Origin of the sequence: Streptomyces sp. CB03238 (assembly GCF_002099185.1) — a bacterium.
GTDB lineage: Bacteria > Actinomycetota > Actinomycetes > Streptomycetales > Streptomycetaceae > Streptomyces.
Genome location: NZ_NBCN01000002.1, coordinates 425,445 through 440,288 on the forward strand (window position 1 = coordinate 425,445; position 14,844 = coordinate 440,288).

Genomic DNA, 14,844 nt, shown 5'->3' on the forward strand with positions numbered 1-14,844 from the left:
TATGAGACTGCTTGTCAGTAAGGCAGTCAATCCCCTGCGCCCGACTTGTTGACCCGGCGTCTACCAACGTGTGAGCCTGCCAAATACCCGTCAGCGCACAGGCGAAGGAGCCGTCCGTGTCGACGCACGACCTCTACAGCAAGGACCCGGGAGACCCGACCTGGCAGGTGCCCGCCACCGGCGCGGCCCGTTTCAGCTGGGAGTACGACGACGGCCGCGACCGGCTGCTCGCCCTCTACCAGAAGGGCAAGGACAAGCAGTGGGACGGCGCCAGGCGCATCGACTGGGACCTGGAGGTCGACCCGTACGACCCCCTCGGCACCCCGGACGAGGCGCTGACGCTGTACGGGACGCGCCACTGGGCCAAGATGACCGAGAAGGACAAGGGCGAGCTGCGCAAGCACTACGCCTCCTGGCAGTTCAGCCAGTTCCTGCACGGCGAGCAGGGCGCGATGATCTGCGCGGCCCGGATCGTGGAGTCCGTCCCCGACCTGGACGCCAAGTTCTACTCCGCCACCCAGACCATGGACGAGGCCCGGCACGCCGAGATCTACGGCCGGTTCCTGCACGAGAAGATCGGGATGCTCTACCCGATCAACGACAACCTCCAAGGCCTGCTGGGCGACACCCTCCGCGACTCCCGCTGGGACATGCCCTACCTCGGCATGCAGGTCCTCATCGAGGGCCTCGCCCTCGCCGCGTTCGGGATGATCCGGGACACGACGGACAAGCCGCTGCCGAAGCAGATACTGGCGTACGTCATGCAGGACGAGGCCCGGCACGTCGCCTTCGGGCGGATGGCGCTGCGCGACTACTACCAGCAGCTCACCGACGCCGAACTGCGCGAACGCGAGGAGTTCGTCATCGAGGGCTGCTACCTCATGCGCGACCGGCTGCGCGGTGTGGAGGTGCTGGAGAACTTCGGTGTCTCCACGAAGGAGGCGGAGGAGTACTCCGAGGAATCCGAATTCCTCCACCTCTTCCGCAAACTCCTCTTCAGCCGCATCGTCCCCTGCGTCAAGGACATCGGCCTGTGGGGCGAGCGCCTCCAGAAGGCCTATGTCGACATGGGCGTCTTCGAACTGGGCGACTCCAACCTGGACCTGCTGATGACCCAGGACGAGGAGATCGCCGAGCAGCTCGACCGGGAACGCTTCGCGGCCGAGGAGGCCGAGCGGGTCGCGGAGGTGACCGAGGCCATCGCGGAGGGCCGCTCGTGACCAGGGCCTTCGGGCCCGTGACGTAGCCTGGCGGGCATGACCATGCCGCCTCCGCCCCAGCAGCAGCCCGGCCCCTACCCGGGCCCGTACCAGCAGCAGCCGCCCGGCCCGTACCCCGGCGGGCAGCCCGGCCCGTACGGTGCCCAGCCCGGCCCCTATGGTGCGCAGCCCGGCTTCCCGCAGCAGTACCCCGGGCAGCCCGGGCCGTACGGCGGCCCGATACCCCCGCAGCCGCCGCGCAAGAAGCGCACCGGGCTGGTCATCGGCATCGTGGCCGGGTCCCTCGTCCTGCTCGGCTGCCTCGGCTACGGCGTCAAGATGGTCATCGACGGCGCCGGGGACGACACTCCCTTCCCGGAGGCCACGCACAAGCTCACCGTCCCCAAGACGCTCCTGGACGGCGAGTACACGCTCGCCCAGGACATGTCCGGGACCGAGGGCAAGAAGGTGCTGGAGGACACGTACGACCCCAACGTCCGCACGGGCGGAGCGGCCGTGGCCCAGTACACCGCCCAGAAGGACGGCGGGCTCAAGGCACTCGTCGTCTCCGGGTACTACGGCCAGATCAAGAACCCCGACGTCCAGCGGCGCAGCCTGCTGCGCGGCGCCGGCACCGCGCAGAACGCGAAGATCGAGACGCCCGCCAAGGACGTCACCCCGGCCGGCTCCGACGTCAAGGTCGAGTGCGAGGTGCTCACCAACACCGAGGCGGGCAACGAGGTCACCTTCCCCATGTGCGCCTGGGCCGACGGCAACACCGCCGCCGGTGTCGCCGTCGTCGACGCGGCGAACGTCGGCCAGAAGCCCGAGGACATCGACCTCGCCGCGGCCGCCGAGCTGACCTTGAAGGTCCGTTCGGAGATACGCCAGCCGCTCTAGCCGAGGTCCCCCGGAGGAAAGGTCTTCCGCAGCGTGAACGCGTGTGGCGTCGGGCCCTGTTCGCGCAGGTGGAGGAGGCGCTTCTCGGCCTCCTCCACCGTCGGGCGGTGCCCCGCCTCCACCCACCACAGCGCGGTCATCGCCTCCTCGACCCGCTCGAACCACTCGTGCCGGCGGCTCAGCAGCTCCCGGTGCCGGCCCTGGTACATGAACGCCGTCAGGGCGTCGATGTCCCGCCACACCGTCAAGTTGATGATCAGCCACTCGTCGCCGAACACCGGTACGTCGGTGGCGTCGCCGCTCTCGCTCTGCAGCCGCCAGACGAAACCGTCGGCGGCGTCGGCCGTGGCGTTCACGGGGTCGAGCGCGTCGACGAAGTCCTCCAACTCCGGCGAATCCAGAGGGAATCTGAGGCGGGCGATGTTCACCTGTGCGAGCTGGAAGTCCATGGGCGCACCATAATCACGGCCCGAACGGCCGCCCGCCCCGTTTCACGGACCGAGACGACCGGCGCCGCGCCGCTCCTCCTCCCGCCGCTCCTCCTCCCGCAGCGCCGCCTCCATCACCGAGCGGGCGACCGGCGCCGCGCTGCCCCCGCCACTGATGTCCTCCCGGTTCGCCGACGCGTCCTCCACGACCACCGCCACCGCGACCGCCGGCCGTCCCGTGTCCTCCCGCTGCGCCCAGCCGATGAACCACGCGTACGGGGTGCCGATGTTGCCCACGCCGTGCTGCGCCGTGCCCGTCTTGCCGCCGACCTTCGCGCCCGGGATCGCCGCGTTGCTGCCCGAGCCGCCGTCGACCACGTCCACCATCAGCTGCTGGAGCCGCAGCGCCGTCGGCGGCAGCATCGCCTGCCGGTAGGTGCGGCGGACGGCTTGCGTCACGGTGTCGCCGTCCGCCGTCGTCGTCCGGTCCACCAGATGCGGCTGGGCGATCTCGCCACCGTTGGCGACCGCCGCGGCGACCATCGCCATCTGGAGCGGGGTGGCCGTCGTGTCGTACTGGCCGATGGCGGAGAGTGCGAGCCGGTCCATCGTCATCTCGGTGTCGAAGTTGGACCTGGCCACCGCCGACGGGACGCGCAGCGAGGTGTCGTTGAACCCGAACCGCCCCACCGCGTCGAGCATCCCGGCCGCCCCCACCTTCACCCCGAGGTGGGCCATCACCGTGTTGCACGACCAGCGGATCGCGTACGCCAGTGAGGCGTTGCCGCATCCCTTCGCCTCGTTGGGCAGCGCGGTGCGCGTGCCGGGCAGCAGGTACGGGTCCGGGGTACCGGTCGGAGCGTCGACGTCCGTGACGATCCCGGCGTCCATCGCGGCCGCCGCCGTCACGATCTTGAACGTGGAGCCCGGCGGGTAGGTCTGCCTCAGCGCCCGGTTGAGCATCGGCTGGTCCACCGCCGCGTTGAGCCTCTTCCACGCCGCGGCCACCTCGCGGCCGGTGCCGGACAGCAGCCCGGGGTCGTACGAGGGGCTGCTCACCAACGCCACGATGCGCCCACTGGACGGCTCGATGGCGGCGACGGCGCCGCGCCTGCCGCTGAGCCCCTCGTACGCGACGCGCTGGAGCGGCTCGCGGATGGTGGTGACGACGTCGCCGCCCGCCGGCCGCGTACGGCTGAGGTCGTGCCAGAACGGGAAGGGCGCCAGCATCGGGCTCGTACCGGACAGGACGGGGTCCTCGGCGTGCTCCAGCAGGGTGTTTCCGTACGTCTGCGAGGAGTGCCCGGTGACCGGTGCGTACAGCGGGCCGTCGGTGTACGTGCGCTCGTGGCGCAGCTGCTCGCCGGTGTCCCTGGAGCCGGTGACGGGCGTGCCGTCGACGACGATGTCGCCGCGCGGCTCGGCGTAACGGGACATCACCAGCCGCCGGTTGGCGGGGTTCTTGTCCAGCGCCGGCGCCTCGAAGACCTGGACGCGGGCGGCGTTGACGAGCAGCGCGGCCAGCAGGAGCAGACACAGTACGGCGGCGTGCCGGATGCAGGGGATCACCGGACCTCCGTCACAACAGGCAGGATGGCGCCGGGCTCGACGCCCTCGGGCTCGGGGGAGCGCGCGGAGTCGCTGACGCGGATCAGCAGCGCGACGATGATCCAGTTGGTGACGACCGACGAACCACCCTGCGCCAGAAAGGGCATGGCCATGCCGGTGAGCGGGATCAGCCCCATCACCCCGCCCGCGATGACGAAGACCTGGAGAGCGGGGATGGAGGCCAGACCGGTGGCCAGGAGCCGGCCGAACGGATCCCGCAGCGCCAGTCCGGCCCGGAACCCGCGCGCCACCAGCAAGGCGTACAGCAGGAAGACGGCCGTCAACCCGGCGAGCCCCAGCTCCTCGCCGGCGGTGGCCAGGATGAAGTCGGACTTCGCGGCGAACCCGATCAGCACGGAGTCCCCCAGCCCCAGCCCCGTACCCAGCATCCCGCCCGCCGCGAAGGCGAACAGCGACTGCGCGAGCTGCCCCGGCCCCTGGCCCGCCTCGATCGAGGCGAAGGGGTGCAGCCAGTCCTCCACCCGGCTGTTGACGTGCGGTTCGAGGCTGCCGACCACGAACGCCCCGGCCGCCGCTAGCAGCAGCCCCACGGCGACCCAGCCGGTGCGGCCGGTGGCCACGTACAGCAGGATCACGAACAGCCCGAAGAACAGCAGCGAGGTGCCGAGGTCCCGCTCCAGCACCAGGACTCCCACGCTGACCAGCCAGATCGCCACGACCGGCCCGAGCACCCGCCCGGTGGGCACCTGCACGCCCCACACGCGGCGGCCGGTGTGGGTGAGGGCGTTGCGGTTGGCGGCGAGGTACGCGGCGAAGAAGACGGCGAGCAGGATCTTGGCGAACTCGCCGGGCTGGAAGGAGAACCCGCCGATCCGGATCCAGATCTTCGCGCCGTTGACGGCGGGGAAGAAGATCGGCACCAGCAGCAACAGCAGAGCGGCGGCGACCGACACGTACGCATAACCCTGCAAGGTCCGGTGGTCGCGGAGCAGGACGACCACCGCGATGAAGAGCCCGACGCCGAGCGTGGACCACACCAGCTGGGTGGGCGCGGCGTGGTCGGCGGGGGTCTCCAGGTCGAGGCGGTAGATCAGGACCAGCCCGAGCCCGTTGAGCAGGACCGCGATGGGCAACAGCAGCGGGTCGGCGTACGGGGCGCGGAACCGGACCGCGAGGTGCGCGAGCAGGGCGAGCAGCCCGAGCCCGGCCCCGTACGAGGCCGCGTCGGGCGGCACGGCACCGCTCCTGGCGAGACCGACGCCGACGTACCCGTACACGGCGATGAGGACGGCCCCGACGAGGAGGGACAGCTCCACGCCCCTGCGCTTGTGCGTCCTCGGTGCGGTCATGCCACGCAACGTAGCAAGCGGTGCGGCATATGTCCGTTATGCCGGGTGTGCGGCGCACCCGGACCCGGCCCGCAGTCGCCCACCGCCCGCGGCGGGGCCGCGCCCCCGCCCCCCACCAGCCCGCAGGCGGGATCCGGCCGGGGTGGGGCCGTGCCCCTGTCTCCCACCGGGCCGCAGTCGGCCGACGGCCGGGGCGGGGCCGTGCCCCTGCCCCCCACCGGCCCGCAGGCGGGATCCGGCCGGGGTGGGGCCGCGCCCCTCCTTCCCACCGGCCCGCAGGCGGCCGACGGCCGGGGTGGGGCCGTGCAGGGTCGTCCCCGCAGAGGTTGGCGGCGGCAGTCGGGCTCCCAACCCGACATACCCAAGGCCGCCGGCCTCGAGGAGACGAGCCCGGAGGGGCCACGCCCCCCACGCACCGGGGGTGTCCGCCGGTGCGGCACCGCCCCAGGGCGAACCGGGAAGGGGGCGCCGCCCCGGGTGGAGCCGCCGCAAGGGCACCGCCCCGTTCCGTTGTGCCCACCCGCTCCTCCCCCTAGGACTTCGTCCTGGGGGACCCCCAGCGGAACGACTGCCCACAACGGAGGGGGTGGCGCCCTGCGGGACGACTGCCCGCAACGGGGGGCGGGGCGCGCGGGACGACTGCCCACCGCGGGCCCCGTGAGGCGGCTGCCCGCACCGGGGCGGCGTCAGGGGGGTGTCGGCCCGGCCGGGGGGACCGTGTCGGCGAGGGCGTCCTGGTACTCGGGGAGCGTGAGGTGGGCCTCGGCGCCGCCGGAGGGGGCGTTCGTGAAGTGGAGCTCCGCGCCGATGACCGACGCCTGGCCTGCCGCGATGGTCAGCCCCAGCCCGTGGCCCTTGCTGCCGCTCTCCGTACGGAACCGCTGCGGCCCGTGTTCCAGGAGGTACTGCGGATACCCCGGCCCGTGGTCGCGGACCGTCACCACCGGGCCGTCCACCGTCAGGGCGACCGGCGGGCGGCCGTGCTTGTGGGCGTTGGCCACCAGGTTCCCCAGCACCCGTTCCAGGCGCCGCTTGTCCGTCTCCACGCGCGCGTCCCGGACGATCCGTACCTCCGTGTCGGTGCCCGAGGCCCGCACCACGCGCTCGGCCAGCGGGCCCAGCTCGTGCACATCGAGGTCGACCGTCTCGGTGCGCGCGTCCAGCCGGGAGATCTCCAGCAGGTCCTCCGTCAGCGCCCGCATCGCCTTCACCCGGTCCCGCACCATCTCCGCGGGCCGCCCGGGCGGCAGCAGTTCGGCCGCCGCCGACAGCCCGGTCAGCGGCGTACGCAACTCGTGCGCCACGTCCGCCGTGAAGCGCTGCTCGCTCTCCAGCTTGCCCTGGAGGCTGGACGCCATGGTGTCCAGCGCCCCCGACACGGTGGCGACCTCGTCCTCCGGGTGTGAAGGGTCCTTCGTGCGGGGGTCGTTGACGCGCGCGTCGAGGTCGCCCGCGCTGATCCGCCGCGCCACCTGCGCCGTCAGGTGCAGCCGCCGCGTCACCCGGGTCACCGCGAACGAGCCGACCAGCAGCGTCGCCCCGATCGCCAGCACCGACGAGCCGAGGATCGCCTTGTCCAGCCCGCTGATGGTGCTCGCGCTGAGCGAGTAGTCCACGCGCACCGCCAGCGCCCGCCCGTCGGCGGGCCCGGCCGCCCACATGGTGGGCCGGCCCGCGGGGTCGTCGGCCACCAGCGTGCCGCGCTCGCCCCGGACGGCCAGGTCCCGCAGCGAGGACGGCAGGCCGTCCGGGTCGACGCCCGCGTACGACGGCAACGGCTCGCCCGCCTCGTACGCGCGCGTGACCTCCTCCAGCCGGTCCAGCGCCTTCTCCCGGGCGGTGTCCACCGTCTGACGGGTCACCGACACATGCACCAGGGCGCCCAGCAGGGCGGCCAGGGCGCAGCACATCACCGTGATGAAGACGCCGGCCTTCCAGGTCAGCGTCGCCATCCAGGCGGGCAGCCACGGGCGTCGCGGGCGCCGCATCACGCACCACCCCCAGTAGGAGAGGGAGCCGGCGGCACCGGCTTCACCCGGATGATCTCGTCCCGCGTCGGCAGCATCGTCCGCTGCTGGGCGTCCCACGACCACGCCGTGCGGTACTCGTATCCCGGGATGCCCGCCGAGACCACCCGTACGACCAGGTCCTTGCCCGCGAGTTGCACGCCCACGACCTGGTCGACGGTCGACATGATCCGGGTCAGGCCGCCCTTCTCGGGCATGTACACACGAAGGCCCGTCTGCTGGTCGGGCATGCGGATGCCGACGACCAGCTCGTCCTTGCCGTCGCCGGTGAGGTCCCGGTAGTACGGCGTCATCACCGGGCACCGCCTCGGCTCGCGCTTGCACTCCCGGATCTGGCCGGCCGTCTCCTGGTACATCCCGTCCGGGCCGCTGTACTCGTCGGGGTGCGCCGCCACCTCGGCCTGTACGACGGCGACCGGGTCGACCCGGTGGACGTCGCCCCCCGGTACGCGCACGCCGGGCACCTGCGCGGTGTCGCTCTCGCCGTAGTCGTACGGAGGTGCCGTGACCGGCGGCAGGTCCGGCCACAGCCGCACCGGGCCGATCGCCGTCGGCGTGGGGCCCGCGCTCTGGAGCTCGCCCGCGTCGCCGCAGCCCGCCAGCACCAGCGACGCGGCCATCGCCACGCCGGGCAGCAGCAGCGCCGCGTACACGGCCGGGCGGCGGTGGGGGCTCACGGTGCTCCTGACGGGGGACGGGGTCGGTCTTCCCGTAAACCTTATTCGTACGGAAGTCCTTTTTGTCGACCCGTACGCCCGGCACCCGGCGTCACCGTGCCCGCGACGCGTCGCCCGATAGCATCCGGTCCGCCTGCTCCCGTGTGATCCGCTCCTCCGCGCCGCAGAACGTGCACTGCGTCGCGTACGACGTCGAGAACGGGAACAGCGGCACGAAGAAAAGCGTGAACTTGGTGGTCTTCTTCCGCAGCGCGTGCGCGGCCGGATTGCCGCACCGGCCGCACACCAGCGTCAGCATCGCCAGCTGCTGGAGGTACCCCTTCGTGCCGAAGATGATCATTCGCCGGTCTCCTCCCGGACGTGGCCCAGTGCCCGCCGGCACAGCGCCAGCAGCTTCTCGTCGTGGTGGACGTCGTGGTCGCCCGAGGTGCCCTCCGACACGTTGTGCCGGCGCGAGCGGGCCAGCTCCGCCCGCAGCAGCGGGGCCGCCTCCGCCGGCACGGACCCCAGCTCGGCGAGGCACTCGGCGATCTCCACGCGCGTGTGCCGGTTCTCCCTCCAGGCTCCCACCAGCACCGGCGCGGCCTCCCGGGCCTCCCCGGTCACCCGGCACAGCGCCACGGCCGCGTCCACCCGCAGCCACACCTCGGGCGCCGCCAGGCACGCCCGCAGCTCCGGCGCCGCGGCCCCGGCCGCCCGCCCCATCGCGCCGACCGCCCACGCCGCCTTCCGCCTGCGCGCCGCGTCCGGCGCGCGCAGCAGGGCGCGCAGCCCCGGCAGTACGGCGCCGACGTCGCCCTCCACGGCCCACAGGGCCCGGGCCGCCGACGTCGACACCGCCACCGAGCAGTCGTCCAGCAGCGCCCGCAGGTCACCGGCCGCCTCGCCCGCCGCCGGCCCGAACGCGGTCAGCGCCCGCAGCGCGGACCCCACCACCCACTCCCGGCGGAACGCGGGCGCCCCGCGCAGCACCCGCAGCACCTCCGGCAGCGCCTCCGCCGCGCCCAGGTGGGCCAGCGCCAGCAGCAGCGGGCTCGCCTCCTCGCCGAGCTCCTCGTCCAGCGGCAGCCCGCCGAGCCGGTGCCGCAGCGCGGGGATCAGCGGGGCGCCGTCCTTGCCCAGGTGGGGGATGGCGTAGCCGAGCCGGCTGTCCAGGTCGGGCTGGTCCAGGGCACGGGCCAGCGCCGGCACCGCCCGTGCGTCACCGGTACGGGTGAGCGCCAGCAGCGCGTTGCTCAGCCCGAACCGCCCGCCCACCCGCTCCGGCGCCCAGGGCGCCGGGTCGGCCGCCACCTTGGCCGCCAGCGCGTCCGCCGCCGGGCGGGCCACCTCGAACAGGGTCTCCAGTCTCGCCACGGCGGCCTCCCGCAGCCGCGGTTCGGGATCCGCCAGCTGCGCCCCGACGAGCCGCACGACCTCGTCGTACGCCCCCCGCCACGTACGCAGCAGGCCGCCGCACATCCACACCGCGTCCGCCCGCCGGCCCCAGTCGGGGCTGCGCAACTGGGCGGTGACCAGCGCGATCCGGTCCTCGACCCGGTCGTCCAGGGCGCTGTGCAGGGTCCGCAGCAGGTCGTCGGCCCACGCCGCGCCGCGCCCGGCCCGCTGCTCCTCGCGCAGCTCCCGCAACTGGCCCACCAGAGTGGGCGCCCCGGGCCGCGGGTCGAACGACTCCGGCAGCTCGGTGACGTCAGCGAGGTCGGCGACATCGGCGAGGTCGGCGACATCGGCGAGGTCGGCGAGGTCGGCCAGCTCGCACAGTTCGGCCAGGCCGGTCGGGTGTGCCGGCAGGGCCCACCCACCCGCCGCCGGACCTCCGTCCCGTCGTCCCGGCGCCTCCCGCAGCCGGTCCAGCAGCTCCGTCACCGTCACCACGACGTCGCCGGGCAGCCGCGCGGGGGCGCACCGCGCCAGCTGGGCGAGGGCCGCGAGACGCAGCGCCGGGTCCTGGGCGGCGCCCATCAGCCAGCCGAGCCAGTCGACGATCTCGTCGCGCAGCGACTCGTACCGCAGCGCGATCCGGCCCACGGCCTCCACCAGGGCGAGCCGCACCTCCGTGTCGGTCTCGACGGTCAGCCGCTCCCGGAGCAGGCCCAGCACCCGCGCGGGGTCCCCGTGCAGCGAGGCGAGCGCGCCGGGCGCCGCGAGGCGCACCTCCCGGTCCGCGTCGCCGACGAGCGCGAGGAACACGTCCGCGCCGGCGGCGACGGCGGCGGCCGCCATCGCGTAGTTCGCCGCGTCCTCGAACTCCTCGCCGTCCGGGTCCAGTTCGTCCAGCTCGTCGTCACCGCCCAGGTCGATGCCGCCGATGCTGGTCAGCAGCTCGACGATGCAGCCGCGGTCCTGGACCCCGGGCGTCGCCACCAGCTCCAGCAGGAAGGGGATGCAGGCGAGCGTCGAGTCGTACACATCGCCCTGGTGGTGCACCGAGCCGTACATGCCGTCCAGCGCGACCTCCCGCTCCACCGGATCGGGAGAAGCGAGCCCGCGCAGCAGCCCGGGCACATCGTCGGCCGGACCGTAGGCATGACCCAGCGAGGCCCAGTCGACCTCGTCGATCCCCGTGAACATGCCGTCCCTCCCCGCGAACACTGCATTAGGGGGCAATAGTGCACCACACCACCGACAGCCATGCCCCGGCAATCGGACACGCACCGACCGCGTCTCCGGCCCGTCTTCGCGCCCGTCCCCCGCCCTTCTCTTGCCCTTCTCTTGCCCCCGCGGGGCCCGGCTGTTCCCATGGGCGTGGGGGTGATGGGCATGACCGCGCTGCGCGTCACACCGGCCGGCCGGGGCGGCGGCCACCGGCTGTGGGTGAGCCTGCCCGACGGCCGGGACGTCGCCTGGTACGACCGGGACAGCGGCCGGATCAGCCTGCTGTCCGAGGCGTACGAGGACGGGGTGCGGGCCGCGCTCGCGCCCTACGTCACCGGCGAGGTCACCGTCGGACCGCCGCCCGTCCCCACCGCCTCCGACCTGGCCCGTCTCACCCTCCACCCCGACGACGACCTGGCCCCCAACCGCCCGGGCGAAGCCCTGCACGCCGCCGTTGACGGTGACTCCCGGCGCCGCTCCGGGCGTCTCCGGGGCCTCCCGCGCCCGGACCCGCGCCGCGCGGAGCTCGCCGCGCAGCAGCGCGTCGGCGACGCCCTCGACGGGCTGGACGCGGCGGGCTGGCGGGTCCTGCACTGCGTACCCCTGCCGGGCGCCGCCCTGATCGACCACGTGGCGATCGGCCCGGCCGGGGTGCTCGCGGTGCGCACCGTCGCGGCGCGCGGCCGGCGGGTACGGATCGCCGACCCGGCGGTCGCCACCGGCCGCGCGGAGCCGGAGCCGCTGCTGCGATGGGCCCGCCGTGACGCCGAACGGGCCGCGCACGCCCTGGCCACGGCCGTGCGCCCGGTCCTCGCGGTGACCGACCCGGGCCGCCTGGACGTGCCGGCCGGCCTCGGTGACGTACGGGTGCTGAGGGACGGCGAGATCCCGTCCCTGGCGAGGCTCGGGGGTGTACTGAAGCCGGCGGATGTGGAAGCCCTGTACGCGACGGCCCGCGACCGCCGTACGTGGCTCCGCCTCTAACGCGGCTCCTTCAGCCGCAGCACCGTCGTCACCGTGTGCCGGGTCGTGCCGGTCGCGACCTCCGCCGTCAGCTCCGGCGGTACGCGGCGGTAGGGCACCTCGCCGAGGCCCACCGCCATGGCCGTGTCCGCCTCGCCGGGCGTCAGGGCGGCGAGCGCGGCGCCCGCGCGGACGCGCAGTGCGGGTGGCAGGGGGCTGGAGACGACGGGGGTGTCGTCGTCGGGAAGGACCACGACGAGGGAGGCGGGCCGCTGCTGGGCACCGGTGAACCCGACGACCACCGCGTCCCAGGTGTCGGTGTGCCGGATCTTGCGCCACGCGCGCGTGCCCGCCTTGTACGGCTGGTCCAGGCGCTTGACGACCAGGCCCTCGATGCCGATCTCGGGCAGCGTCTCGTACCAGGTGGCGGCCAGTTCGGGGTCGGTCGTCATGGGGACGTGCTGGATCGGCGGGCCCAGCTCCGCGAGCAGCTCCACGAGCCGCTCGCGGCGGTCCGCGTACCGCCGGGGCCGCAGGTCGGCGCCGTCCGCCGCGAGCACGTCGAAGGCGGCGTACGAGGCGGGCAGCCGACGCGCCAGCCCGGGCGCCCGCCCGGGGGTGGCGGCGGCCCGGCCCTGGACGGCGGCGAAGTCGATCCGGCCCTCCCGCCAGACGACCACCTCGCCGTCCAGCACCGTGCCGTCCGGCAACTCCCGGGCGGCCGCCACCAGATCGGGGAACGCGGTGGTGACGATCCGCCCCGAGCGGGCCTGGAGGACCACCCCGGGGCCCTCGCCCTCCGCCTCCCGGAAGATCACCATCCGGTGTCCGTCGAACTTGGGTTCGTACGCCAGTCCCGCCTCGCGCGGCAGTGCGTCCACGGTCTGCGCGAGGGCCACCTTCAGGGGCGGTTTCAGCATCATGGCAGTGGCCCCGCCCGGTCCGGGTCCAGCAGCGGCGCCAGCAGGTCCCCGTAGTCCGTCAGGCGCGGGGCCATGTCCGCCATGAGGAAGACCAGCTGCGCGGGGTTGCGGCAGGCCTCGACCTCCTCCCAGGTCACGGGCGCCGAGACGGCCGGTTCGCGGCGGGCGCGCAGCGTGTAGGGGGCGGCCGTCGTCTTGGCGGCGTTGTTCTGGCTGTGGTCGACGAAGACCTTGCCGGGCCGCAGGGACTTGGTCATCCGGTGCACCACCAGCGCCGGAAGGTCCGCCTCCGCCTCGACGGCGAGCTGTTTCGCGTACGCCTGGACCCGCTCCGAGGGCGCCGGCTCCAGCGGCACGTACAGGTGCAGGCCCTTGGCGCCGGACGTCTTGGCGTACGCCTCCAGTCCGTCCGCCGCGAGCCGCTCCCGCAGCCAGAGCGCGACGCGGCAGCACTCCACGACGGTGGCGGGCGCGCCGGGGTCGAGGTCGAGGACGAGCCGGTCGGCGAGGGCGGGGGCGTCGGCCAGCCATTGGGGGGTGTGGAACTCCACGACCAGGTTCGCCGCCCACATCAGGGAGGGCAGGTCCTGGACGATCACCTGGTGGGCGTTCGTGTCCTCCGATCGGGGGACGGAGACGGTTTTCACCCAGGAGGGTGTGCCGGGCGGCGGGTTCTTGGTGAAGAACAGCTGGCCGTCGGGGCCGTCCGGGTAGCGGAGGAACGACAGGGGGCGGCCCAGGAGGTGGGGGAGGAAGGCGGGGGCGGTGGTCGCGTAGTAGTGCAGGATCTCGCCCTTGGTGGTCCCGGTGGCGGGGTGGATGACCTTCTCCAGGTTGCTGAGCGCCAGCCGCCGCCCCTCCACCTCCGTGATCGGCGTCATACGATGAGAATCCCATGAAACGGTATGAAAGGGATGAACCGTGCGATCCATATGGAATGGCGCCATCTCGTTCGGTCTGGTCAGCATCCCTATCAAGCTGGTGAACGCGACCGAGAACCGGTCCATCTCCTTCCGCCAGATCCACACGGAGGACGGCGGCCGGATCCGCTACCGCAAGGTGTGCGAGCTGGACGGCGAGGAGGTGTCGTCGGAGGAGATCGGCAAGGCGTACGAAGAGGCCGACGGGACCATGATCCCGATCACCGACGAGGACCTGGCCCAGCTGCCGCTGCCGACCGCCAAGACGATCGAGATCGTCGCCTTCGTACCGGCGTCGCAGATCGACCCGCTCCAGATCGACACGGCGTACTACCTCTCGGCGAACGGCGTGCCGGCCGCGAAGCCGTACACGCTGCTGCGCGAGGCGCTCAAGCGCAGCGACCGGGTCGCGATCGCCAAGTTCGCGCTGCGCGGGCGCGAGCGGCTGGGGATGCTGCGGGTCGTCGACGACGTGATCGCCATGCACGGGCTGCTGTGGCCGGACGAGATCCGCAGCCCCGAGGGCGTCGCCCCGGACACCTCCGTGACCGTCCGGGACGCCGAACTCGACCTGGCGGACGCCCTGATGGACACGCTCGGCGAGGTCGACATCGAGACCCTGCACGACGACTACCGGGCGGCCGTGGAGGAGATGATCGCCGCGAAGGCGGAGGGCGCCGAGGTCGCCGCGCCGAAGGAGGAGAAGCCCGGCGGCCAGGTCATCGACCTGATGGCCGCCCTGGAGGGCAGCGTACGCGCGGCCCGCGAGGCCCGCGGAGAGGGCGAGCCGGAGGCGTCCGTGCACGAACTGCCGGGCCGCAAGAAGACCGCCGCCCGGGCCGCGCCCAAGGAGAGCGGCGGGAAGAAGTCCACGGCCAAGTCGTCCGGCACCGCGAAGAAGGCGGCCCCCGCCCGCAAGTCCACCTCGAAGACGGCCGCGAGCGGAACCAAGGCGGCCGACAAGAAGACGACGGCGAAGAAGTCCACCGCCAAGAAGGCATCGCCCCGCAAGCGCGCCTCCTGACCCCTTGGCGCCGGCGACCGGAGTTCGTGGGCGGTACGGGACACCCAGGGCCTGGCACCCACGCCAGGTGGTGTCCCACACCGCCCACAACGCCGGCGCGGCGTACACGGCCTCATGTCGTCGCGGCGGCCTCTCTGACCCCGCCGTTCCGGACGCCCCCTCGTCACCGCCGCGGCGGCATCGCCGTCTCCACCGTCATCGGTGTGCCCCTCGGCACGCTGGTCGGGCAGGCAAATCGGCTGGCGCGCCGCGTTCACCGGCATCGTGGTG

Annotated in this window: 13 protein-coding genes; 4 read left to right on the forward strand and 9 right to left on the reverse strand. The window is 73.5% G+C overall.

Annotated elements, in window-relative coordinates:
• Window positions 1–116 precede the first annotated feature (116 nt).
• Complete coding sequence (locus BKD26_RS04735; protein WP_084896051.1) at window positions 117–1,220, forward strand: ferritin-like domain-containing protein; 1,104 nt, start codon at window positions 117–119, stop codon at window positions 1,218–1,220.
• Between the two features lie 36 nt (window positions 1,221–1,256).
• Window positions 1,257–2,099 (forward strand): hypothetical protein, encoded by an 843-nt coding sequence (locus BKD26_RS04740; protein ID WP_084896053.1) that lies wholly within the window; start codon window positions 1,257–1,259, stop codon window positions 2,097–2,099.
• On the opposite strand, the gene BKD26_RS04745 is transcribed toward BKD26_RS04740, so the two are convergent.
• The 7 genes from BKD26_RS04745 to BKD26_RS04775 all read right to left on the reverse strand — a co-directional run bounded on the left by BKD26_RS04745 (window position 2,096) and on the right by BKD26_RS04775 (window position 10,720).
• Window positions 2,096–2,548, reverse strand: a complete 453-nt coding sequence (locus BKD26_RS04745) for a DUF3291 domain-containing protein (RefSeq protein ID WP_084896055.1) — start codon at window positions 2,546–2,548, stop codon at window positions 2,096–2,098. The genes BKD26_RS04740 and BKD26_RS04745 overlap by 4 nt on opposite strands.
• A gap of 42 nt (window positions 2,549–2,590) precedes the next feature.
• Complete coding sequence (locus BKD26_RS04750) at window positions 2,591–4,096, reverse strand: penicillin-binding transpeptidase domain-containing protein (protein ID WP_084896057.1); 1,506 nt, start codon at window positions 4,094–4,096, stop codon at window positions 2,591–2,593.
• Entirely contained in the window at window positions 4,093–5,445 is a 1,353-nt protein-coding gene (locus tag BKD26_RS04755) for an FtsW/RodA/SpoVE family cell cycle protein (RefSeq protein WP_084896059.1), read from the reverse strand. Before BKD26_RS04755 ends, BKD26_RS04750 begins: the two co-directional genes overlap by 4 nt.
• A 686-nt stretch (window positions 5,446–6,131) precedes the next feature.
• Window positions 6,132–7,433 carry a HAMP domain-containing sensor histidine kinase gene (locus BKD26_RS04760; RefSeq protein ID WP_084896064.1) on the reverse strand — a complete coding sequence of 434 codons (1,302 nt, stop codon included), beginning with the start codon at window positions 7,431–7,433 and terminating at the stop codon, window positions 6,132–6,134.
• Complete coding sequence (locus BKD26_RS04765; RefSeq protein ID WP_084896238.1) at window positions 7,433–8,092, reverse strand: hypothetical protein; 660 nt, start codon at window positions 8,090–8,092, stop codon at window positions 7,433–7,435. The genes BKD26_RS04760 and BKD26_RS04765 overlap by 1 nt, the downstream gene beginning before the upstream one ends.
• A gap of 148 nt (window positions 8,093–8,240) precedes the next feature.
• The gene (locus BKD26_RS04770) at window positions 8,241–8,489 is read right to left on the reverse strand and encodes a zinc-ribbon domain-containing protein (protein ID WP_073754322.1); all 249 of its coding nucleotides are present in this window, start codon (window positions 8,487–8,489) and stop codon (window positions 8,241–8,243) included.
• A complete protein-coding gene (locus BKD26_RS04775) occupies window positions 8,486–10,720 on the reverse strand; it encodes a PBS lyase (RefSeq protein WP_084896066.1) in 2,235 nt (744 codons plus the stop codon). Before BKD26_RS04775 ends, BKD26_RS04770 begins: the two co-directional genes overlap by 4 nt.
• A 189-nt stretch (window positions 10,721–10,909) precedes the next feature.
• Here BKD26_RS04775 and BKD26_RS04780 point away from each other — a divergent pair, with 189 nt between their 5' ends.
• Window positions 10,910–11,728, forward strand: coding sequence for a nuclease-related domain-containing protein (locus BKD26_RS04780; RefSeq protein ID WP_084896068.1), 819 nt, complete (start codon window positions 10,910–10,912; stop codon window positions 11,726–11,728).
• Here BKD26_RS04780 and BKD26_RS04785 read toward each other — a convergent pair.
• Both BKD26_RS04785 and ligD read right to left on the reverse strand, forming a co-directional pair.
• On the reverse strand, window positions 11,725–12,630 hold the full coding sequence (locus tag BKD26_RS04785) for an ATP-dependent DNA ligase (protein ID WP_179166407.1): 906 nt from the start codon (window positions 12,628–12,630) through the stop codon (window positions 11,725–11,727). The genes BKD26_RS04780 and BKD26_RS04785 overlap by 4 nt on opposite strands.
• Window positions 12,627–13,511, reverse strand: coding sequence for a non-homologous end-joining DNA ligase (gene ligD / locus BKD26_RS04790; RefSeq protein ID WP_084896071.1), 885 nt, complete (start codon window positions 13,509–13,511; stop codon window positions 12,627–12,629). The genes BKD26_RS04785 and ligD overlap by 4 nt, the downstream gene beginning before the upstream one ends.
• Before the next feature lie 40 nt (window positions 13,512–13,551).
• Between ligD and BKD26_RS04795 the strand changes: the two genes are divergently transcribed.
• Window positions 13,552–14,574 carry a Ku protein gene (locus BKD26_RS04795; protein WP_084896073.1) on the forward strand — a complete coding sequence of 341 codons (1,023 nt, stop codon included), beginning with the start codon at window positions 13,552–13,554 and terminating at the stop codon, window positions 14,572–14,574.
• Window positions 14,575–14,844: the final 270 nt, after the last annotated feature.

Coding starts and splice junctions, on each gene's coding strand:
- BKD26_RS04785 (WP_179166407.1), bottom strand. CDS start 12,630: ATGATGCTGAAACCGCCCCTGAAGGTGGCCCTCGCGCAGACCGTGGAC.
- BKD26_RS04775 (WP_084896066.1), bottom strand. CDS start 10,720: ATGTTCACGGGGATCGACGAGGTCGACTGGGCCTCGCTGGGTCATGCC.
- ligD (WP_084896071.1), bottom strand. CDS start 13,511: ATGACGCCGATCACGGAGGTGGAGGGGCGGCGGCTGGCGCTCAGCAAC.
- BKD26_RS04765 (WP_084896238.1), bottom strand. CDS start 8,092: ATGGCCGCGTCGCTGGTGCTGGCGGGCTGCGGCGACGCGGGCGAGCTC.
- BKD26_RS04740 (WP_084896053.1), top strand. CDS start 1,257: ATGACCATGCCGCCTCCGCCCCAGCAGCAGCCCGGCCCCTACCCGGGC.
- BKD26_RS04745 (WP_084896055.1), bottom strand. CDS start 2,548: ATGGACTTCCAGCTCGCACAGGTGAACATCGCCCGCCTCAGATTCCCT.
- BKD26_RS04780 (WP_084896068.1), top strand. CDS start 10,910: ATGACCGCGCTGCGCGTCACACCGGCCGGCCGGGGCGGCGGCCACCGG.
- BKD26_RS04770 (WP_073754322.1), bottom strand. CDS start 8,489: ATGATCATCTTCGGCACGAAGGGGTACCTCCAGCAGCTGGCGATGCTG.
- BKD26_RS04760 (WP_084896064.1), bottom strand. CDS start 7,433: ATGCGGCGCCCGCGACGCCCGTGGCTGCCCGCCTGGATGGCGACGCTG.
- BKD26_RS04755 (WP_084896059.1), bottom strand. CDS start 5,445: ATGACCGCACCGAGGACGCACAAGCGCAGGGGCGTGGAGCTGTCCCTC.